Here is a 19,095-nt window from a genome sequence, read left to right as displayed (position 1 = left end):
CCGCGCGTACAGTCGGGGCATGACCTACGAGCCTGCGTCCGAGGTCGTGGAGATCTGCCGCGACCTGATCCGCATCGACACCTCGAACTTCGGTGACGACTCCGGACCCGGCGAGCGCAAGGCCGCCGAGCACGTGGCGGCACTGCTCGCCGAGGTCGGCATCGAGTCGGAGGTCCTTGAGTCCGAACCCGGGCGGACCAGCGTCGTCGCCCGCTGGGGCAACCAGGACTCGTCCCGTCCCGGGCTGCTCGTCCACGGACACCTCGACGTCGTGCCCGCGCAGGCCCAGGACTGGCAGGTCGACCCGTTCGCGGCCGAGATCGTCGACGGCTACCTGTACGGCCGGGGCGCGGTCGACATGAAGGACTTCGACGCGATCTGCCTGTCGGTGGTGCGCGCACGACAGCGCGCCGGCGCCGTGCCCGACCGTCCGATCACCCTGGTGTTCACCGCCGACGAGGAGGCCGGCGGAGTGCTGGGTGCGCACTGGATGGTCGAGCACCGTCCCGACCTGTTCGAGGGCTGCACGGAGGCCGTCGGCGAGGTCGGTGGGTTCTCCACGGAGGTCGGTGGTCAGCGGCTGTACCTCATCGAGACCGGCGAGAAGGGCATCGCGTGGCTGCGGCTCACCGCTCGCGGCACCGCCGGACACGGGTCCATGCAGGCCCCCGACAACGCCCTCACCCACCTGGCGAGGGGCCTGGTCGCCATCGGGGAGCACGAGTGGCCGGCCTCTCCGGGCCCCTCGATGGAACTGTTGTTCGCCAAGGTCCGCGAGCTCACCGGCTCCGACGCGACCGACCCGGACGTCCTGCTGGAGCACTTCGGTCCGGCCGTCCGGATGCTGGGTGCGGGCGTCCGCAACTCCACGAACGCCACGATGCTGCAGGCCGGTTACAAGCACAACGTGGTCCCCGGGGAGGCGGTGGCCTACGTCGACGGCCGGTACCTGCCGGGTCACGGCGAGACCTTCCTCTCCGAGGTGCAGGCGGTCGTGGGGGACCGGGTCACGGTCGAGCCCCACATCAGCGACATCGCCCTGGAGTACCCGTTCGAGGGCGATCTGGTGGACGCGATGACCGTCGCCCTGCACCGTCACGACCCGACCGCCCACGTGGCGCCGTTCGTCATGTCCGGCGGAACCGACGCCAAGGCGTGGAGCAAGCTCGGCATCACGTCCTACGGGTTCGCCCCGTTGCGGCTGCCGGCCGACCTCGACTTCACCGCCCTGTTCCACGGCGTCGACGAGCGGGTGCCGGTCGACGCCCTCGAGTTCGGCTGCCGGGTCTTCGACGAGTTCCTCGACCTGGCTTAACCAGCGCCAGGTCAGTACAGGGTGCTGCGCATCCGGATGATCTTGCGGCGCAGGGTCACGGTCCGGTGGCCGGTGCGGTCCTTGCGCAGCCGGTCGAGCTCCCACCCGTGGTACTCGGCCGCCTCGGTCAACATCCGGCACACCGCATGGCGCGACTTCGACCGGTCGATCGTCAGGTTCCAGAACTCGTACTCGACCACGCTCACTCCTTCTCCGCCGAACTGAGGGCCTCGCCACCGGAGACGTCGGTGAGGGCCTGCCGGATCTCGGGTGGCACCTCGACCGCCTCGGCGGCGAGCGTCTCGACGAGCTGGGCGGTGGTGCGGGCACCGACGACCACCGAGGCCACGGCGGGCCGGTCACGGACCCAGGCGAGGGCGATCTGCGCGGGTGAGGCGCCCAGGCCTTCCGCCGCCCGGGCCAAGGCCTCGACCACCCCTGCACGATCGGGGGTCAGGTACGGAGCGACGAACTGCTCCCACCGCGGGTCGGCGCCGCGCGAGTCTGCCGGCGTGCCGTTCCGGTACTTGCCGGTGAGCACCCCGCGGCCCAGCGGCGACCAGGCGATGAGGCCCATGCCGAGGTGCTGCAGCGCCGGGACGACGTCGACCTCGGCCTCGCGCCGGAGCAAGGAGTACTCGACCTGGGTGCTGACCAGGGGCACACGGGCCGGCCGACCCGCGAGCGTCGCATGGCCCAGAGCGGTCTGCCACCCGGTGAAGTTGGAGATGCCGACGTAGCGCACCCGGCCGGAGGTCACCGCGTGCTCCAGGGCCGCGAGGGTCTCGTCGAGCGGCGTGGAGTCGTCCCAGCGGTGCACCTGCCACAGGTCGAGGTGGTCGGTGCCCAGCTGGCGCAGGGAGAGGTCGAGCTGGTCGAGGACCGTGCCGCGGGACGCGTCGCGGACGACCTCGCCGTCGCGTCTGGTCAGTGCGCACTTGCCCGCCAGCACGACCCGGTCGCGAGTCCCGGTGGAGGCCAGGACCCGACCCAGCAGCTCCTCGCAGGCGCCGTCGCCGTAGATCGGTGCGGTGTCGACCAGCGTGCCGCCGGCGTCGACGAAGGTCGTCAGCTGTTCGGCCGCCTCGTAGTCGTCGACCCCTGCACCCCACGACATCGTGCCGAGCGCCATCCGGGACACCCGGAGCCCGGAGTGACCGACCTGACGCAGCAGCATGCGCACAGGCTAGCCAAGGACGCACGGACCGGTGGGTAGGCTCGCGCCGTGGATTTCCTTCAGGCCGTCGTGCTCGGCACCTTGCAGGGCTTGACGGAGTTCCTGCCGATCTCCAGCAGCGCGCACCTGGCGATCTTCCCCAAGTTCTTCGGCTGGGACGATCCCGGTGCGGCCTACACCGCCGTGGTGCAGATCGGCACCGAGGTGGCGGTCGTCCTGTACTTCTGGCGTGACATCTGGACCATCGGGTCCGGGTGGGTGCGGGGGCTGTTCTCCGCCAGGGCCCGGGAGGCCTTCGAGTGGCGGATGGGCTGGTTCATCATCGTCGGGTCGCTGCCGATCGTGGCACTCGGTCTGGCCCTGGAGGACCTGATCGACAACGAGTTCCGCAATCTCTGGGTCATCGGGACCATGCTCATCGCGTTGGGACTCGTCCTCGGCGTCGCCGAGCGGATCGGTCGCAACGCCAAGCCCATCGAGGATCTCTCGTGGGGTCACGCCGTGCTGCTCGGCGCAGCCCAGGCCGCCGCCCTCGTGCCGGGCGTGTCGCGTTCGGGCGCCACCATCTCGATGGGGCTGATCCTGGGCTACGAGCGGGCGGCGGCGACGCGGTACGCCTTCCTGCTGGCGATCCCGGCCGTGGTCGGCGCGGGTCTGTACAAGCTCAAGGACATCCCCGGCGGTGACAACGCCTACGGTGTCGCACCGACCGTCGTCGGCACGCTGGTGGCGTTCGTGGTGGGTCTGGCGGTGATCCACTGGTTGCTGAGGTACGTGAGCACCCACTCGTACGCACCGTTCGTCGCCTACCGGGTCGTGCTCGGTTCGGTCGTCCTCGTGCTGCTCGGCGCGGGTGTCATCACCGCCGACGTGGCCATCTGACCTACAACCAGCCCGACTGCTTGAACCGGCGGTAGATGTAGGCGCAGATCCCGGCGATCGCGGCGAGGCAGAGCGGGTAGCCGTAGGTCCAGGTGAGCTCCGGCATGTGCTCGAAGTTCATGCCGTAGATGCCGGCGATCGCCGTGGGCACCGCGAACATGGTGGCGCCGGCGGTCAGCTTGCGCATGTCCTCGTTCTGTTGGACGCTCAGCTGCGCCAGGTGGGCGTTGAGGGCGTTGTCGAGCAGGTGGTCGACCGCGTCGATCGCGTCGGCCGCGCGCGACAGGTGGTCGGCGATGTCGCGGAAGTACGGGCGCGCGTCCTCGGGCGCTGCCGACGTCGCGAACCGGCTCATCGGCTCCCGCAGGGGCTGGACCGCACGCCGGAACTCCAGTGCCTCGCGCTTGAGGCGGTAGATGCGGGTGGAGTCGCTGGTGCGTTGCGGCGAGAACACCGAGCTCTCGACCTCCTCGACGTCCAGCTCGAGCTCGGCCGCCGCCTCCTCGTACCGGTCGACGATCGCGTCCACGACGGCGTGCAGTGCAGCCGTGGGCCCGTGGGCGAGGGCGTCGATCATGCTGTCGGCACGCTGTCGCGACGCCCTGAGGTCCGGCCCGCCGTGGCGCACCGTCAACAGGTAGTGGGCCCCCAGGAAGATGTTGACCTCGTGGGTCTCGATGTCGTCGTCCTGGTAGGACACCGTCCGCAGCGACATGAACAGGTGGTCGGCGTACCGCTCCACCTTCGGCCGCTGGTGCGCCTCCATCGCGTCCTCCACCGCCAGGGGATGCAGGTCGAGGCAGGCGGCGACGCGGTCCAGCTCCTCCTGCTCGGGGTGGTTGATGCCGATCCAGATGAAGTCGTCGGCCTCGAGGGTCGCGATGACGGCCTCCAACGAGGCCGAGTCGTGCTCGGTGTCCTGACGGTGACCGCCGCGGTACACGGCCGAGTCGATGATCATGACTCCATGGTGCCCCGGCACCGTCGTCCCGGGAGCGGGCCGCGCCGGATAGTGTCGGGCCATGCGTGCCTGGACCAGCCCTGATGTCCCGTCACTGGACTCGTCCGGCTGGGGCGAGGGTTCGCCGGTCCGCGTGCACGACTCGGCGAGCGGGTCGCGGGTCACGGTGGACCCGGACTCGCACGCCCGCCTGTACGTCTGCGGCATCACCCCGTACGACGCCACCCACCTCGGGCACGCCGCCACCTACCTCGCGTTCGACCTGCTCCAACGAGCCTGGCGTGACCGGGGCCTCGACGTGACCTACACGCAGAACGTGACGGACGTCGACGACCCACTGCTGGAGCGTGCCACCGCGACCGGCGTCGACTGGGTCACGTTGGCCGAGGCGCAGACCGAGCTGTTCCGGCAGGACATGACGGCGTTGCGCATCATCTCCCCGGACCACTACGTCGGGGCGGTGGAGTCGATCGACCTGGTCGTCGACCTCGTCGACCGGCTCACCGGGGCCGGGGCGACCTATCGCGTCGACGACGACCTGTACTTCGACGTGCACGCGGACGCCGGCTTCGGGTCGGTGTCGGGGCTCGACGAGGCCGCCATGCGTGCGGTGTTCGCCGAGCGGGGCGGCGACCCGGACCGGCCGGGCAAACGCCACCCGCTCGACTGCCTGTTGTGGCAGGCGGAGCGTCCGGGTGAGCCCGCTTGGGACACTCGCCTCGGCCGCGGTCGACCCGGTTGGCACATCGAGTGCGCGGCGATCGCCCTCGAGCACCTCGGCACCACGTTCGACGTGCAGGGTGGCGGCAGTGACCTGCTGTTCCCGCACCACGAGATGTCCGCCTCGGAGGCGGCCGTCGCCACCGGTCTGCCGTTCGCCGGGGCGTTCGTGCACACCGGCATGGTGGGCTACCAGGGCGAGAAGATGAGCAAGTCCAAGGGCAACCTGGTGCTGGTCTCGCGTCTGCGTGCCGACGGTCACGACCCGATGGCGATCCGTCTGGCCCTCCTGGCGCACCACTACCGCACCGACTGGGAGTGGCACGACGACGAGATCGTGGTGGCCGAGCAACGACTCGGCGCCTGGCGCTCGGCCGTCCACCGCACCGTGGCACCGGCGGGCGACGCACTGCTGGCCGAGGTTCGCGCCGCCCTGAGCGACGACCTCGACGCACCCCGGGCGCTGGCCGCGGTCGATGCGTGGGCGGCCGACGACAGCCCCGGTGCCGCGTCCGCCGACCCGCAGGCCGGGCGCACCGTCCGCACCGCGGTCGACGTGCTGCTGGGTGTGTCGCTCTGACCGTGCCGGGTCGGGGGAGGCCGTGGGTGTGGGGCGCCACCCCGGGCGAGGTCGTACGCGACCACCCCAGCGGACGGCACGCGGCACCGGACGCCGTCTGACTGGTCCGCGCCGTCACCGTCGACGCCGACCCCGACACGGTGTTCCTGTGGTTGTGCCAGCTGAGGCGCGCTCCGTACAGCTACGACCTGATCGACAACTTCGGCGTCCGCAGTCCTCGCCGCCCCGATCCGTCCCTGACGGACCTGGCTGTCGGTCAGAAGGTGATGCGGGTCTTCGTGCTGACGGCCTTCGAGCCCGGCCGGAGCATCACCATCGCGCCTCGCCCGGGTACCGCCTCACGGATGTTCGGCGACCTGTCGTCGAGCTACGAGACGTACGTGGACGACGCCGGCCGCACGCGGTTGGTCGGCGTGCTCGACGTGCCCCGGGGGAGCAGACCGGGCAACGGCGTCTTCCAGCACGCCGTCGCGTGGGGAGACCTGGTGATGATGCGCAAGCAGCTGCGCACCCTCGCCCGGCTGGCGGCGTCGACCTAGAAGCTGGGTCCCGTGCGGTTCGGTGGCGTGGGTTGGGTCCGCTGTCGCCCCAGCTCGCCGCCGATCCGGCCGCCGTACGGACGTCCGTGGTCGGCGTACTCGTCACGGACGTAGGACATGCGCCACGAGCCGAGCTGCAGGCGAGCTCCCGTGCGCAACGTCTGTCGAGGCAGCTGCCGTCCGGCGACCGTGCTGAGGATCGTCTCGCTCCTCGCGACCAGGACGTACTCGTCGTCGTCGGTGCACATGATCTCGGCCTGGAGCCCGTCGGTCCCGTGCAGCACCAGGTCGCACGACGCGTCGCTGCCGATGCGGGTGGTGCCGCGGGGGAGCAGGAACTCGCTGATCGGGCCGGGGAAGCGTGGATCGGTGACGTCGCAGAAGTACAGGCGTGGGGCCCCACCACCATCGGGGTCGTGGGTGGTCGTCACGGGTCGCAGTCGCTTCGGGCGCAGCATCATGGGCGGCCACACCGTTCCGGGGGGCAGGGTCACGCCCTCGAGCAGCACCGGCGCACGCCTCCGCCTGCGCTGCGCAGCGGCCAACCCGGCCGCCGCCCGGAGGTTCTCGATCCGCAGGTGGCGCGAGCGGGTCAGGAACCGCTGCCACCACGGGGTGCGGACGGCGCCGAGGACGACCGCGAGCCCGTACGGCCCGCCCACCGCGAGGGTGAGGTCGTGCTCGGCGAGCTCGGCCGCCCACCGGCGGACGCTCGCGTTCGGCATGCCTCCGACCACGGCCTCCAGCCCGTCCGCCCGGACCTCGATGTGCCGGCCGGCCGCCCTGACGGTGCCGCTGATCCGGTGCGGGCCGTCCTGGACGTCGAAGGTCAGGTCGGCGTCGAGCCGGACCTGGGACGCCACGTCAGCCTCGGTGCGGGTCGGCGCCGGGGAGCTGGTCGTCGCTGGTGGTGATGCGCAGCGTCCCGTTGAGCTTCCACGTGGCGCGTGGTGCCTCCGGGCCGGTGTCGCGGGGCACCTCGACGGCCATGTCGATGAACTCGTAGTTCACCGCGGCGCCCTTGCCCGTGAGGTAGGCCCACATCTCCTGCCCGAGGTCGGTCCAGTCGGTGACGGGACGGGGTCCGTTGGGGGCTTCGCTGGTGCTCACGTCATGCTCCTCGGTCCGCGGGGCGAGGTGTGCCGCCCTCTGTCCGAGCGTCGCACCTTCGCCCCACGGCGCAACTCAGCCGGCCAAGCCCGGGTGACCGGGGAGCGAGGTTCGCCCCGCTGTGGTGGTCGCCAGGGAGCGGAGCGACCGTGAGGGCGAGGGACGAGCCCGAGGCGCCCACTCACGTGAGGTTCGCGAGCATGTGGTCGCCAGGGAGCGCAGCGACCGTGAGGGCGGAGCCCGAGGCGACACTCACGTGGGGTTCGCGAGCATGTGGTCGCCAGGGAGCGCAGCGACCGTGAGGGCGGAGCCCGAGGCGACACTCACGTGGGGTTCGCGAGCATGTGGTCGCCAGGGAGCGCAGCGACCGTGAGGGCGAGGAACGAGCCCGAGGCGGACACTCACGCGAGGTTCGCCTCGCTTCGCTCACGCCCTCGCAAGCTCGGGCTGGCGAACACCTGGGTGGCGTGTTCTCGGTGGTTGAGGTGCTGCGAGGAACGAGCAGCCTCGAAACCACGCCCCTGGTGGTCGCCAAGGAGCGGAACGAGCCCGAGGCGACACTCGCGTGGGGTTCGCCTCGCTGCGCTCACGCCCTCGCACGCTCGGGCTGGCGAACACGCGGTCGCGCGAGCAGGCGTTTCAGCCGTCGGTGCCGTCGACGCCGCGGCGGCGCAGGTAGCGCTCGAACTCGCGGGCGATCGCATCGCCCGACGCCTCGGGCAGCTCGCTGGTGTCCCGCTCGGACTCCAGCGCCTGCACGTACTCGGCGATCTCCTCGTCGCGCTCGGTCAGCTCCTCCGCGCCACGTTGCCAGGCCTCGGTCATCTCGGGCAGCACGCCCTGGGGGAGAGGCACCCCGATGGCGTCCTCCAACGCCCCGAGCAGCGCCAGCGTCGCCTTCGGACACGGCGGCTCCGCCAGATAGTGGGGCACCGCTGCCCAGAGTGACACCGAGGGCAGGCCGGCCAGCCTGGCCTCGTCGGCCAGGGCGGCATTGATACCCACCGGACCCGCGTACCGCGACGGTGCCGCGCCGAGCCGCGCGCGCCGGGTCTCGTCACTGGCGGATCCGCTGACCGGCACCGGGTGCGTGTGTGGCGAGTCAGCGAGCAGCGCCCCCAGGGTCACCACCTCGCTGACCCCGGCGAGGGAGGCGACGCCCAGCACGGTGGAGCAGAAGCCGCGCCACCGGAAGTTGGGCTCCGGGGCACTCAGCAGCAGCACGTCGCGTCCACCGTGCGGCGGACGGGCGTGGTAGATCGTCGGCGTCGGCCACACCAGCTCGGAGTCGCCCGCCTCGTCGCGGTGGATCATGGGACGGGTCACCTGGAAGTCGTAGTAGTCCTCCGGGTCGAGCTCCACCAGGACCTCGGCGTCCCACTCGTCGATCAGGTGCGCCACGACGCCCGAGGCGGCCTCGGCGGCGTCGTTCCACCCCTCGAAGGCAGCCACCATCCACGGGTCGCGCAGCGGGGGGATGTCGTCGAGGCTCACCTCGTCAGCGTAGTCCGGACTACTCGTCCTCGGTCCGGTAGCCCAGGTTCGGCGAGAGCCACCGCTCGGCCTCCGTGACGGTCCAGCCCTTGCGACCGGCGTAGTCCTCGACCTGGTCGCGGCCGATCCGGCCCAGGACGAAGTACTGCGACTCCGGATGGGAGAAGTACAGGCCGCTCACCGACGCGCCGGGCCACATCGCCATGCTCTCGGTGAGCTCGATCCCGGTGTTCGCCTCGACGTCGAGCAGCTCCCAGATCGTCTGCTTCTCGGTGTGCTCGGGGCACGCCGGATAGCCGGGAGCCGGACGGATGCCGTCGTACTTCTCGCCGATGAGGTCCTCGTTGCTGAGCGCCTCGTGGGGGGAGTGCGCCCAGAACTCCTTGCGGACCCGCTCGTGCAGCCGTTCGGCGAACGCCTCGGCCAGACGGTCGGCCAGTGACTCCAGCAGGATCGCGTTGTAGTCGTCGAGGTTCTTCTTGAACTCCTCGATCTTCTCGCCGATGCCGACACCAGCGGTGACCGCGAACGCGCCCACGTAGTCACGCAGGCCGGTGTCCTTCGGTGCCACGAAGTCCGCCAAGGACTTGCGGGCCGAGCCCTCACGACCTTCACCCTGCTGGCGCAGCTGGTGCAGCGTGGTCAGGACCGCCGACCGGGACTCGTCGGTGTACACCTCGATGTCGTCGCCGGGAACCTGGCTCGCCGGGAACAGACCGAACACGCCGTTGGCCCGGATCCACTTCTCCTCGACCACCTGGTCGAGCATCTGCTGCGCGTCCTCGTAGAGCTTGCGGGCCGCCTCGCCGGTCGAGGGGTTGTTGAGGATGTCGGGGAACCGACCGCGCATCTCCCAGGCGTTGAAGAACGGCTGCCAGTCGATGTAGGGCCTCAGCTCGGCCAGCGAGTAGTCGGTGAGGGTCTTCACGAACTGCGTGGCGTCGCCGTGCCGGTGGTCGCACCCCGGACCGGAACAGAGGTCGCGTGCCTGCTGCAGCAGCAGACGGGGACGCGGCGGCTGGTAGCCGGTCCAGTCGATCGGCGTGGCCTTCTCGCGGGCGACGGCGATCGGCAGCAGCTTCCGGGTGTCCTGCCGGGCGGCGTGCCGCTCCCGCAGCGTCACGTAGTCGGCGGTGGTCTCGGCCAGCAGCTTCGGTCGCTGCTCGTCGGAGAGCAGGGCCGCGACCACCGGGACCGACCGGGAGGCATCCTTCACCCAGATCACGGGCCCGTGGTACTTCTCGGCCACCTTGACCGCCGTGTGGGCCCGCGAGGTGGTGGCGCCGCCGATCATGAGCGGGATCTCGAACCCTTGGCGCTCCATCTCGACGGCGAAGTTCACCATCTCGTCGAGCGACGGGGTGATCAGGCCGGACAGCCCGATCACGTCGGCGCCCTCGGCCTTGGCCGCGTCGAGGATCTTCTGGGCCGGCACCATGACGCCCAGGTCGACGACGTCGTAGTTGTTGCACTGCAGCACGACGCCCACGATGTTCTTGCCGATGTCGTGCACGTCGCCCTTGACCGTGGCCATGATGACCTTGCCGTTGCTGCGCTCGGCGTCCCCGGGCTGCTTCTCGGCCTCGATGAACGGGATCAGGTAGGCCACGGCCTTCTTCATGACCCGGGCCGACTTGACCACCTGCGGCAGGAACATCTTGCCCTCGCCGAACAGGTCACCCACGACGTTCATGCCCGCCATCAGGGGTCCCTCGATCACCTCGATCGGGCGACCGCCCCGGGCGCTGATCTCGGCGCGCAGCTCCTCGGTGTCGGACTCGGCGAACTCGTCGATGCCCTTCACCAGCGCATGCGTGATCCGCTCACCGACCGGCAGGGACCGCCACTCCTCGGTCGCGACCTCCTTGACGGACCCGTCGCCGGCGAAGTCCGCCGCGATGTCGAGCAGACGCTCGGTGCTGTCCTCGCGGCGGTTGAGGATGACGTCCTCGATCCGCTCACGCAGGAGCTCAGGGACCTCGTCGTAGACCTCGAGAGCCCCGGCGTTGACGATTCCCATGTCCATGCCGGCACCGATGGCGTGGTACAGGAACACCGCATGGATGGCCTCACGCACGGGGTTGTTGCCGCGGAAGGAGAACGAGACGTTCGAGACGCCGCCGGAGACCAGCGCTCCGGGCAGGTTCTGCTTGATCCAGCGGGTCGCCTCGATGAAGTCGACGCCGTAGTTGGCGTGCTCCTCGATGCCCGTCGCCACCGCGAACACGTTGGGATCGAAGATGATGTCCTCGGCCGGGAACCCCACCTCGTCGACCAGGATCCGGTAGGCCCGCTCACAGATCTGCCGGCGACGTTCGAGGTTGTCGGCCTGACCCTCCTCGTCGAAGGCCATGACGACGACGGCGGCACCGTACTTGCGGCACAGCCGTGCCTCACGGACGAACTTCTCCTCGCCCTCCTTCATCGAGATGGAGTTGACGATGGACTTGCCCTGCACACACTTGAGCCCGGCCTCGATGACCTCCCACTTGGAGGAGTCGATCATGGTGGGCACCCGGCAGATGTCGGGCTCGGTGGCGACCAGCTTCATGAACCGGTCCATGGCCTCGACGCCGTCGATCATGCCCTCGTCCATGTTGACGTCGATGACCTGGGCGCCGGCCTCGACCTGCTGGCGGGCGACCGCGAGGGCCGTGGTGTAGTCGCCGGCCTTGATCAGGTTGCGGAACCGCGCCGAGCCGGTGATGTTGGTCCGCTCGCCGACGTTGACGAACAGGGTGTCCTCGACCACGGTGACCGGCTCGAGACCCGACAGCCGCAGCGCCGGTGTGGTGTCGGGAACCGGGCGGGGCGTCGAGCCGTCGACCTCACGCGCGATGGACGCGATGTGGGCCGGTGTCGTCCCGCAGCAGCCGCCGACCATGTTGACGAAGCCCGCATCGGCGAACTCCGAGACGATCGCCGCGGTCTGGTCGGGCTCCTCGTCGTACTCGCCGAACGCGTTGGGGAGTCCGGCGTTGGGGTAGCAGCTCACGAAGGTGTCGGCGACCCGCGCCATCTCGGCGATGTAGGGACGCATCTCCTGGGCACCCAGGGCGCAGTTGAGTCCGACGAGCAACGGCTTGGCGTGCCGGATGGAGTGCCAGAACGCCTCGGTGACCTGGCCCGAGAGGGTGCGTCCCGACGCATCGGTGATGGTGCCGGAGATGATGACGGGCCAACGGCGGCCCAGCTCCTCGTAGACCGTCTCGACCGCGAAGATCGCGGCCTTGGCGTTGAGCGTGTCGAAGATCGTCTCGATGATGATGACGTCGGAGCCGCCGTCGAGCAGACCGCGCGTCGCCTCCTTGTACGCGTCGACGAGCTCGTCGTAGGTCACGTTGCGAGCACCCGGATCATTGACGTCCGGTGAGATGGACGCCGTCCGGCTGGTGGGCCCGAGCGCCCCGGCGACGTAGCGCGGCCGGTCGGGGGTGCGCTGGGTCATGGCGTCGCACTCGCGGCGGGCCAGTCGGGCCGACTCCAGGTTGAACTCGTACGCGAGGTCCTGCATGCCGTAGTCGCTCAACGAGATGCAGTTCGCGTTGAACGTGTTGGTCTCGATCATGTCCGCGCCGGCCTCGAGGTACTCGCGGTGGATCCCCGCGATGATCTCGGGCTGCGTCAACGTCAGCAGGTCGTTGTTGCCCTGCACGTCCGACGGCCAGTCGGCGAAGCGCTCGCCGCGGTAGCCGGCCTCGTCGGGCCGGTCCCGCTGGATCGCCGTCCCCATCGCTCCGTCGAGCACGAGGATGCGCTCGCGCAGCATGCGGGTCAGGTCGTCGGTGGCGTCAGGACGCCACTGCTGTTCGTGGTTCACGCGATTCCTCGAGAGTCAGGGAAGGGTCTGGTCACGGGAACCTCCGGCCGGCAGCGGGCTCGCGTGGGCGTGATGGAGAGATTCGCCCACCAGTTTCTCACGCGTCACATCCGGAACCAACCGGTTGCGTGTTTTCGGGCCCGTCGGGGGACCCGGTGGCCTAGGCTGACCGATGGTCCCGTCACGATGGCGTCGACCACCCGAATCCCCACGGAGGAACCGCACACCATGGCCGACGACGACCTGCAGGCGGAAGCCGCGAACCCCGAGACCTCCTCGCAGCGGCTCGGAGAGCTGGCGGCCAAGCATCCGGACCTGTGGGAGACCATCGCGGCCAACCCGTCCGCCGACGAGGGCGTCCTCTACTGGCTGAAGACGCGCGGCGGCGACCAGGTGGCTGCCGCCATCGCCGCCCGCGAGGCAGGCACGGGCGAGGACGCCCCGGCCGAGGACGTTGCTGCTGAGGACGTTGCTGCTGAGGACGCCGCCGCTGAGGAGCCGGCTGCCGACGAGGCGACCGCTGAGGACGCTCCCGTCGAGGAGACCGCGACCGACGAGGCTGCCGTCGATGAGGTGCCGGTCGAGGAGACCGCGGCCGACGAGGTCCCCGTCGATGCCGACAGCAGCAACGACGCCGCCGACGGCGACACCGTCGTCGCGTTCGAGGACGACCCCGCCGACGAGAACGCGGTCGACCCCGAGGACGAGAAGTCCGGGTCCGGCACGTGGCTGGCCGTCGCCGTGGTGGTGGCGCTCCTGGTCGGCCTCGGCACCGTCTTCGCCGTCACCGGTGGCAACGACGACGACGACGTCGCGGCCTCCGACACCGCCACGAGCGAGCCGGCGGGCGAGAGCGACGATCCGGCGGCGGGCGACGACAACGATGCCGAGCCCAGCGACGACCCGGCCGACCAGGCTGCTGCGTTCTGTGCGGCGATGGACGACCTCCAGGCCGCCAGCGCCGACATCCTGCGCCAGGCTGCGTCGACCACCCCCGACCAGATCACCGAGCTGTCGGGCCCGCTGGAGGACGTCGCCGCGGGCTACGAGGCACTGGCCGCCGACGGTCCGGAGGAGATCGTCCCCGACGTCGAGCTGCTGAGCACCTTCTACCGCGCCGTGGCCGACGACCCGGAGACCACGCCGGACACCACCGGCCTGCGGGAGGCGTCGCAGCGTGTCGAGGCGTACGCCACGTCGACCTGCGCGTAACCACGGGGAGGGGGCGCCATGACCTGGCCGGCAGCGGTGCTGTGGGACCTGGACGGGACCCTGGCCGACACCGAGCCGCTCTGGATGGCCGCCGAGCACGCCCTGGCGGAACGGTTCGGCCGGGTCTGGACCGAGGAGGACGCGCTAGCGCTCATCGGCAGTGACCTGATGACCGCCGGCGAGCACCTGCGCCGACACTTCGACGCCGACATGACCGCGGCCCAGATCGTCGACTTCCTGGTGCAGCGGGTGGGTGCGGGCCTGCAGGACGGTGTCGCCTGGAGACCCGGTGCCAAGGAGCTGGTCACGGCGTTCGCGGCCGCCAAGGTGCCGCAGGCGTTGGTGACGATGTCCTACGCCGTGCTGGCCGAGCCCATCGCCCGGCAGCTGCCCTTCGCCGCGGTCGTCACCGGCGATGCCGTGAGCCGGGGCAAACCGCATCCCGAGCCCTACCTGACCGCGGCGGCCCAGCTGGGCGTCGACGCCGCGGCCTGCCTCGCGATCGAGGACTCGGTCACCGGCGCCGCCTCCGCGACGGCAGCGGGGTGCGAGGTGCTCGTGGTGCCGCACATGGTGAGGGTGCCCGACGGACCACGACGGCGCACCCTGCCGTCACTGGCGGGGACCACCCCCGACACCCTGCGCACCCTGTTCGCCTGAGGCGACCGGGCCCTCGATCTGCAGCAGGGGCAGGGGCGGTGGGGTGCCTCCCCACTCGGGGCAGAGCGACTGGTGCGCGCAGAAGCCGCACAACGCGCTGCGGCGGGGCCGGAACTCCCGGCGCTCGGTGGACGCCGTGATGGCGTCCCAGAGGGCGCGGACCTTCCGCTCGGTGGCGAGCAGGTCGGACTCTGTCGGCGTGTACTGCAGCACCTGGCGGTCGCCCAGGTACATCAGCTGCAGCAGCGTCGGCAGCACGCCGCGACTGCGCCAGACCACGAGCGCGTAGAACTTCATCTGGAACAACGCGGACGCCTCGAAGCGCGGGTCGGGGGACCGGCCGGTCTTGTAGTCGACGATCCGTATCCGCCCGTCGGGTGCGACGTCGAGCCGGTCGACGATGCCGCCCAGGGTCACCGCGTCGTCGAGCACGTGCTCCACGCGCAGCTCGCGGGCCGCCGGCTCCAGCCTGGTAGGGTCCTCGAGGGCGAAGTAGCTGCCGAGCAGCTCCGCGGCCGAGGCGAGCCACGCCGCCTGGTCGTCCGGCCGGCCGGCGTCGAACAGCTCCTGGAGCCGCTCGTCCTCGGCCTGCAGGGTCTGCCAGGCGTCGGGCAGCATCGCGGTCGCGGCCTCGAGGGTCCGCGCCTCCGCCGGTGCGTCGTAGAGGTGCTCCAGGACCGCGTGCACCAGGGTGCCTCGGGCCATGACCGGGCTGGCCGGCTCGGGCAGCCGGTCGATGGTGCGGAACCGGAACAGCAGCGGGCACGTCTGGAAGTCGCCGGCCCGGCTCGGGGACAGCCGCGCCCGGAACACCGCAGGGGTCGGGTCGTCGGCCACGAAGTCGTCCATGGGTGCACCGTAGCGACACGCACGGACAGCGGACGGGTGCCGCGATAGGTTGACGCCATGACCGGCGAGACGCGCAGGCCCGGGCCTGCTGGTGCGTTCCGCATCGGTCGGGTGCTGGGCGCGGGCATCTTCGTGCGGCCGGGTCTGGTCGTCATGGGCGCCGCCCTGGTCCTGTTGCTCGGCCCGCGGTTCGAGCGCTCCGGCACCGACGACCCGTACCTGGTCGCGTTCGCGCTGATCGTCGCGCTGTACGTCTCGGTGCTCCTGCACGAGATCGCCCACGTGGTCGTGGCGCGGTCGTACGGCATGGACGTCGCCTCGGTGACCCTGCACCTGCTGGGGGGCGAGACGCTGATCGAGGGCGAGAGCCGGTCGGCCCGCCAGGAGCTGCTCACTGCGGGCTCCGGTCCACTCGCGTCGCTCCTCGTCGGTCTGGCCGCACTCGGCGTCGCGGGCGCGGCCGGGGACGGGACGGCGTCCACCGTGTGGTGGTCGATCGGCTGGGTCAACGTGATCGTGGCGGGCTTCAACCTGCTTCCCGGTCTGCCGCTCGACGGGGGGCGGGTGCTGCGAGCGATCATCTGGGCCGTCACGGGCCGAGAGCTCACCGGCATCCGCGTGGCCGCGTGGATCGGCCGGGTGGCGGCCGTCGCCGCCACCGTGTTCGGCGCCGTCCGGGCCGCAGCCGGTGGGGCCGCCGGGTACCTCGACCTCGCCGTCGCGGGTCTGGTCTCCGTGTTCCTGTGGCAGGGCGCCTCCCAGGCGCTGCGTGTCGCGGACCGTGCCGGACGCATCGAGTCGCTCGTGGCCTCCCGCCTCGCCGTCGACGTGGACGACCGGGACACGTCCGACCTCCCACGGCTGCCGTCCGACCTGGGCGGCGTGGCCCTGCTCCGCGCCATCACCCGGGTCCCGGCCGACACCTACCTGCTGGTCGATCCCGACGGGCACGACGTCGGCCTGCTCCGTCGCGACGACCTGTCCGACGCCTACCGAGAGGGATCCCCGTGACCACCTGGATGCGCAGCGGACCGCTGGTCGAGGGGGAGTGGGTCAGGCTCAGCGACGCCAAGGGCCGCAAGCACAACCTGCGGCTCGAGGCGGGTCGCGAGTTCTCGACCAAGAAGGGCCAGATCCGTCACGACGACATGATCGGGCGGCCCGAGGGGATCATCATCGGGTCCAGCCTCGGCGGCGAGTACCAGGTGTTCCGGCCCCTGCTGTCGGAGTACGTCGTGGCCATGCCCCGTGGCGCCGCCATCATCTACCCGAAGGACGCCGCCCAGATCGTGACGATGGCGGACATCTTCCCCGGTGCCCGCGTCGTCGAGGCCGGTGCGGGCTCCGGCAGCCTCACCGCCTACCTCCTGAGGGCCGTCGGCCCCGACGGCCACCTCGGCTCCTACGAGCTGCGCGAGGACTTCGCCGAGGTCGCCCGCCGCAACGTCGGGCAGCTGGTGGGGGAGCACCCGGCGTGGACCCTCACCGTCGGCGACGTCCGCGAGGACATGACCGAGACCGAGGTCGATCGGCTGATCCTCGACATGGTCGACCCGTGGACCTGTGTCCCCCTGGCTGCCGAGCGGCTCGTGCCCGGCGGGATCGTCTGCGGCTACGTCGCCACCACGACCCAGCTGTCGCGGTTCGTCGAGACGATCCGCGCGCACGGCGGGTTCACCGAGCCGCACGCCTGGGAGACGTTGCAGCGCGACTGGCACCTCGAGGGCCTGGCGGTCCGTCCGGCCCACGGAGCGGGCGCCCACACCGCCTACCTCGTCACCGCCCGGCGGATGGCACCCGGCGAACGGTCGCTCGGCCGGACCCGGCGCCCGGCGCCCGGCGCGTACGGACCGGAGTACCACGGCCCGCGGCCGCCCGGCGAGGAGTCGTCCGGCGACGTCATCAACACGTAACGCCACCGCTCCCCGCAACGTCCTGCGGACGACCGCCGAACGGGTAGGGTCGTGGACACGAGCAGGAGGTGTGCTGATGTTCGACGACCAAGCCCCCACTGGAGGTCCCGGAGCGGCCCAGGCCGCGGCCGAGCTGGCCTACCTGCGTGCCGAGGTCGAGCACCTCCGCCGCCGCCTCGCGGGCGAGCGTTCGGGTGACTCCCGCTCCGGCGAGGTCCGCTCCACCGACCACCGGCTCGGCGACCTCGAGACCCGGCTCGCCGCCACCTCGGCCCAGAACGAGCGGCTGAGTGCGACCCTGCGCGAGGCGCGCGACCAGATCGTCACGCTGAAGGAGGAGGTCGACCGGCTGGCCCAGCCGCCGACCGGTTTCGGCACCTTCCTGCAGCTCAACGAGGACGACTCGGTCGACGTGTTCACGGGCGGACGGAAGCTGCGCGTCGTCGTCAGCCCGGCCGTCGACCGTGAGGCCCTCCGCCAGGGTCAGGAGGTCATCCTCAACGAGGCCATGAACGTCGTCGCCGCGCTGGCCTTCGAGGAGGTCGGTGAGGTGGTCTCCTTCAAGGAGGTGCTGTCCGACGGCGCCCGGGCCCTGGTCATGGGCAATGCCGACGAGGAACGCATCGTGCGTCTGGCCCACTCCCTCGACGGGGTCAAGCTGCGCCCCGGCGACTCCCTGCTGCTGGACTCCCGATCCGGGTACGTCTACGAGCGCATCCCCAAGAGCGAGGTCGAGGACCTCGTGCTCGAGGAGGTGCCCGACATCGACTACGACTCCATCGGTGGTCTGCGGGGCCAGATCGAGTCCATCCGCGACGCCGTCGAGCTGCCGTACCTGCACCCCGAGGTGTTCATCGAGCACGAGCTCAAGCCGCCCAAGGGCGTGCTGCTCTACGGACCTCCCGGCTGCGGCAAGACGATGATCGCCAAGGCGGTCGCCGCGTCGCTGGCCAAGAAGGTCTCCGAGCGCACGGGCGAGGAGGGACGGTCGTTCTTCCTCAACATCAAGGGCCCCGAGCTGCTCAACAAGTACGTGGGCGAGACCGAGCGGCACATCCGGCTCGTCTTCCAGCGCGCGCGGGAGAAGGCCAGCGAGGGCACTCCGGTCATCGTGTTCTTCGACGAGATGGACTCGCTGTTCCGCACCCGCGGATCCGGTGTGTCCTCCGACGTCGAGAACACCATCGTGCCGCAGCTGCTCAGCGAGATCGACGGCGTCGAGGGCCTGGAGAACGTCCTGGTCATCGGTGCGTCCAACCGCGAGGACATGATCGACCCGGCGATCCTGCGCCCGGGTCGTCTCGACGTGAAGATCAAGATCGAGCGCCCCGACGCCGAGTCCGCCCGGGACATCTTCAGCAAGTACCTCACCACGACGCTGCCGCTGCACACCGACGACCTCGCCGAGTGGGGTGGTGACCGCCAGGCGTGCGTCGACGGCATGATCCAGCGCACCGTCGAGCACATGTACACCGAGTCCGAGGACAACCAGTTCCTCGAGGTGACCTACGCCAACGGTGACAAGGAGATCCTGTACTTCAAGGACTTCAACTCCGGAGCCATGATCCAGAACATCGTGGACCGCGCGAAGAAGATGGCGATCAAGGACCTGCTCGACCACGGCGACCGGGGCCTGCGCGTCCAGCACATGCTGCAGGCCTGCCTGGACGAGTTCAAGGAGAACGAGGACCTGCCCAACACCACCAACCCCGACGACTGGGCGCGGATCTCGGGCAAGAAGGGCGAGCGGATCGTGTTCATCCGCACGCTCATCACCGGCAAGGGCGGCAACGAGCCGGGACGGTCGATCGACACCGTGGCCAACACCGGCCAGTACCTCTGACCGTACGGTTCCGTGTCGCG

At 70.6% G+C, this 19,095-nt stretch carries 17 protein-coding genes; 9 read left to right on the top strand and 8 right to left on the bottom strand.

Features of this window, described 5'->3' with window-relative positions; genetic code table 11:
- The first annotated feature begins 19 nt into the window (after positions 1–19).
- Entirely contained in the window at positions 20–1,315 is a 1,296-nt protein-coding gene (locus tag HMPREF0063_RS06175) for a M20/M25/M40 family metallo-hydrolase (RefSeq protein WP_007077792.1), read from the top strand.
- Positions 1,316–1,326: 11 nt separating this feature from the next.
- On the opposite strand, the gene HMPREF0063_RS06170 is transcribed toward HMPREF0063_RS06175, so the two are convergent.
- Positions 1,327–1,515: a DUF5703 family protein gene (locus HMPREF0063_RS06170; RefSeq protein WP_040320137.1), complete on the bottom strand. Its 189-nt coding sequence runs from the start codon at positions 1,513–1,515 to the stop codon at positions 1,327–1,329.
- A 2-nt stretch (positions 1,516–1,517) separates the two neighbouring features.
- The gene (locus HMPREF0063_RS06165; RefSeq protein ID WP_007077790.1) at positions 1,518–2,492 is read right to left on the bottom strand and encodes an aldo/keto reductase; all 975 of its coding nucleotides are present in this window, start codon (positions 2,490–2,492) and stop codon (positions 1,518–1,520) included.
- A 48-nt stretch (positions 2,493–2,540) separates the two neighbouring features.
- On the opposite strand from HMPREF0063_RS06165, the gene HMPREF0063_RS06160 reads away from it, so the two are divergent.
- Entirely contained in the window at positions 2,541–3,374 is an 834-nt protein-coding gene (locus HMPREF0063_RS06160) for an undecaprenyl-diphosphate phosphatase (protein WP_007077789.1), read from the top strand.
- Between the two features lies 1 nt (position 3,375).
- Here the strand turns inward: HMPREF0063_RS06160 and corA are convergent, their stop codons facing one another.
- Positions 3,376–4,335 (bottom strand): magnesium/cobalt transporter CorA, encoded by a 960-nt coding sequence (gene corA / locus HMPREF0063_RS06155; protein ID WP_007077788.1) that lies wholly within the window; start codon positions 4,333–4,335, stop codon positions 3,376–3,378.
- A 61-nt stretch (positions 4,336–4,396) separates the two neighbouring features.
- Here corA and mshC point away from each other — a divergent pair, with 61 nt between their 5' ends.
- Both mshC and HMPREF0063_RS06145 read left to right on the top strand, forming a co-directional pair.
- A complete protein-coding gene (gene mshC / locus HMPREF0063_RS06150; RefSeq protein ID WP_007077787.1) occupies positions 4,397–5,635 on the top strand; it encodes a cysteine--1-D-myo-inosityl 2-amino-2-deoxy-alpha-D-glucopyranoside ligase in 1,239 nt (412 codons plus the stop codon).
- Between the two features lie 140 nt (positions 5,636–5,775).
- A complete protein-coding gene (locus tag HMPREF0063_RS06145) occupies positions 5,776–6,174 on the top strand; it encodes a hypothetical protein (protein ID WP_007077786.1) in 399 nt (132 codons plus the stop codon).
- Here the strand turns inward: HMPREF0063_RS06145 and HMPREF0063_RS06140 are convergent.
- The 4 genes from HMPREF0063_RS06140 to metH all read right to left on the bottom strand — a co-directional run bounded on the left by HMPREF0063_RS06140 (position 6,171) and on the right by metH (position 12,547).
- Positions 6,171–7,037 carry an FHA domain-containing protein gene (locus HMPREF0063_RS06140; protein WP_007077785.1) on the bottom strand — a complete coding sequence of 289 codons (867 nt, stop codon included), beginning with the start codon at positions 7,035–7,037 and terminating at the stop codon, positions 6,171–6,173. The genes HMPREF0063_RS06145 and HMPREF0063_RS06140 overlap by 4 nt on opposite strands.
- Before the next feature lies 1 nt (position 7,038).
- Positions 7,039–7,284, bottom strand: a complete 246-nt coding sequence (locus HMPREF0063_RS06135) for a hypothetical protein (RefSeq protein ID WP_007077784.1) — start codon at positions 7,282–7,284, stop codon at positions 7,039–7,041.
- Positions 7,285–7,923: 639 nt separating this feature from the next.
- On the bottom strand, positions 7,924–8,778 hold the full coding sequence (locus HMPREF0063_RS06130) for a PAC2 family protein (protein ID WP_007077782.1): 855 nt from the start codon (positions 8,776–8,778) through the stop codon (positions 7,924–7,926).
- A gap of 19 nt (positions 8,779–8,797) precedes the next feature.
- Positions 8,798–12,547, bottom strand: coding sequence for a methionine synthase (gene metH, locus HMPREF0063_RS06125; RefSeq protein WP_156794188.1), 3,750 nt, complete (start codon positions 12,545–12,547; stop codon positions 8,798–8,800).
- Positions 12,548–12,826: 279 nt separating this feature from the next.
- Between metH and HMPREF0063_RS15705 the strand changes: the two genes are divergently transcribed.
- Together HMPREF0063_RS15705 and HMPREF0063_RS06115 are read left to right on the top strand one after the other, a co-directional pair.
- The gene (locus tag HMPREF0063_RS15705) at positions 12,827–13,810 is read left to right on the top strand and encodes a variant leucine-rich repeat-containing protein (protein WP_050760913.1); all 984 of its coding nucleotides are present in this window, start codon (positions 12,827–12,829) and stop codon (positions 13,808–13,810) included.
- An 18-nt stretch (positions 13,811–13,828) separates the two neighbouring features.
- A complete protein-coding gene (locus tag HMPREF0063_RS06115; RefSeq protein ID WP_007077780.1) occupies positions 13,829–14,470 on the top strand; it encodes an HAD family hydrolase in 642 nt (213 codons plus the stop codon).
- Here the strand turns inward: HMPREF0063_RS06115 and HMPREF0063_RS06110 are convergent.
- Positions 14,423–15,319: a RecB family exonuclease gene (locus HMPREF0063_RS06110; RefSeq protein ID WP_007077779.1), complete on the bottom strand. Its 897-nt coding sequence runs from the start codon at positions 15,317–15,319 to the stop codon at positions 14,423–14,425. The genes HMPREF0063_RS06115 and HMPREF0063_RS06110 overlap by 48 nt on opposite strands.
- 57 nt (positions 15,320–15,376) lie before the next feature.
- Between HMPREF0063_RS06110 and HMPREF0063_RS06105 the strand changes: the two genes are divergently transcribed.
- The 3 genes from HMPREF0063_RS06105 to arc all read left to right on the top strand — a co-directional run bounded on the left by HMPREF0063_RS06105 (position 15,377) and on the right by arc (position 19,075).
- The gene (locus tag HMPREF0063_RS06105) at positions 15,377–16,330 is read left to right on the top strand and encodes a M50 family metallopeptidase (protein WP_007077778.1); all 954 of its coding nucleotides are present in this window, start codon (positions 15,377–15,379) and stop codon (positions 16,328–16,330) included.
- A gap of 8 nt (positions 16,331–16,338) precedes the next feature.
- Positions 16,339–17,232 carry a tRNA (adenine-N1)-methyltransferase gene (locus HMPREF0063_RS06100; RefSeq protein ID WP_050761006.1) on the top strand — a complete coding sequence of 298 codons (894 nt, stop codon included), beginning with the start codon at positions 16,339–16,341 and terminating at the stop codon, positions 17,230–17,232.
- Positions 17,233–17,308: 76 nt separating this feature from the next.
- Positions 17,309–19,075 carry a proteasome ATPase gene (gene arc / locus HMPREF0063_RS06095; RefSeq protein ID WP_007077776.1) on the top strand — a complete coding sequence of 589 codons (1,767 nt, stop codon included), beginning with the start codon at positions 17,309–17,311 and terminating at the stop codon, positions 19,073–19,075.
- Positions 19,076–19,095 lie beyond the last annotated feature (20 nt).

It is taken from the genome of Aeromicrobium marinum DSM 15272 (assembly GCF_000160775.2).
Classification (GTDB): Bacteria; Actinomycetota; Actinomycetes; order Propionibacteriales; family Nocardioidaceae; genus Aeromicrobium; species Aeromicrobium marinum.
This window is presented reverse-complemented; position numbering and strand designations above follow the sequence as displayed.

Bases quoted from the DNA above. Each gene is read 5' to 3' on its own strand.
- metH (WP_156794188.1), bottom strand. From the start codon at position 12,547: ATGCTGCGCGAGCGCATCCTCGTGCTCGACGGAGCGATGGGGACGGCG.
- HMPREF0063_RS06100 (WP_050761006.1), top strand. From the start codon at position 16,339: ATGCGCAGCGGACCGCTGGTCGAGGGGGAGTGGGTCAGGCTCAGCGAC.
- arc (WP_007077776.1), top strand. From the start codon at position 17,309: ATGTTCGACGACCAAGCCCCCACTGGAGGTCCCGGAGCGGCCCAGGCC.
- HMPREF0063_RS06105 (WP_007077778.1), top strand. From the start codon at position 15,377: ATGACCGGCGAGACGCGCAGGCCCGGGCCTGCTGGTGCGTTCCGCATC.
- corA (WP_007077788.1), bottom strand. From the start codon at position 4,335: ATGATCATCGACTCGGCCGTGTACCGCGGCGGTCACCGTCAGGACACC.
- mshC (WP_007077787.1), top strand. From the start codon at position 4,397: ATGCGTGCCTGGACCAGCCCTGATGTCCCGTCACTGGACTCGTCCGGC.
- HMPREF0063_RS06165 (WP_007077790.1), bottom strand. From the start codon at position 2,492: ATGCTGCTGCGTCAGGTCGGTCACTCCGGGCTCCGGGTGTCCCGGATG.
- HMPREF0063_RS06110 (WP_007077779.1), bottom strand. From the start codon at position 15,319: ATGGACGACTTCGTGGCCGACGACCCGACCCCTGCGGTGTTCCGGGCG.
- HMPREF0063_RS06115 (WP_007077780.1), top strand. From the start codon at position 13,829: ATGACCTGGCCGGCAGCGGTGCTGTGGGACCTGGACGGGACCCTGGCC.
- HMPREF0063_RS15705 (WP_050760913.1), top strand. From the start codon at position 12,827: ATGGCCGACGACGACCTGCAGGCGGAAGCCGCGAACCCCGAGACCTCC.
- HMPREF0063_RS06175 (WP_007077792.1), top strand. From the start codon at position 20: ATGACCTACGAGCCTGCGTCCGAGGTCGTGGAGATCTGCCGCGACCTG.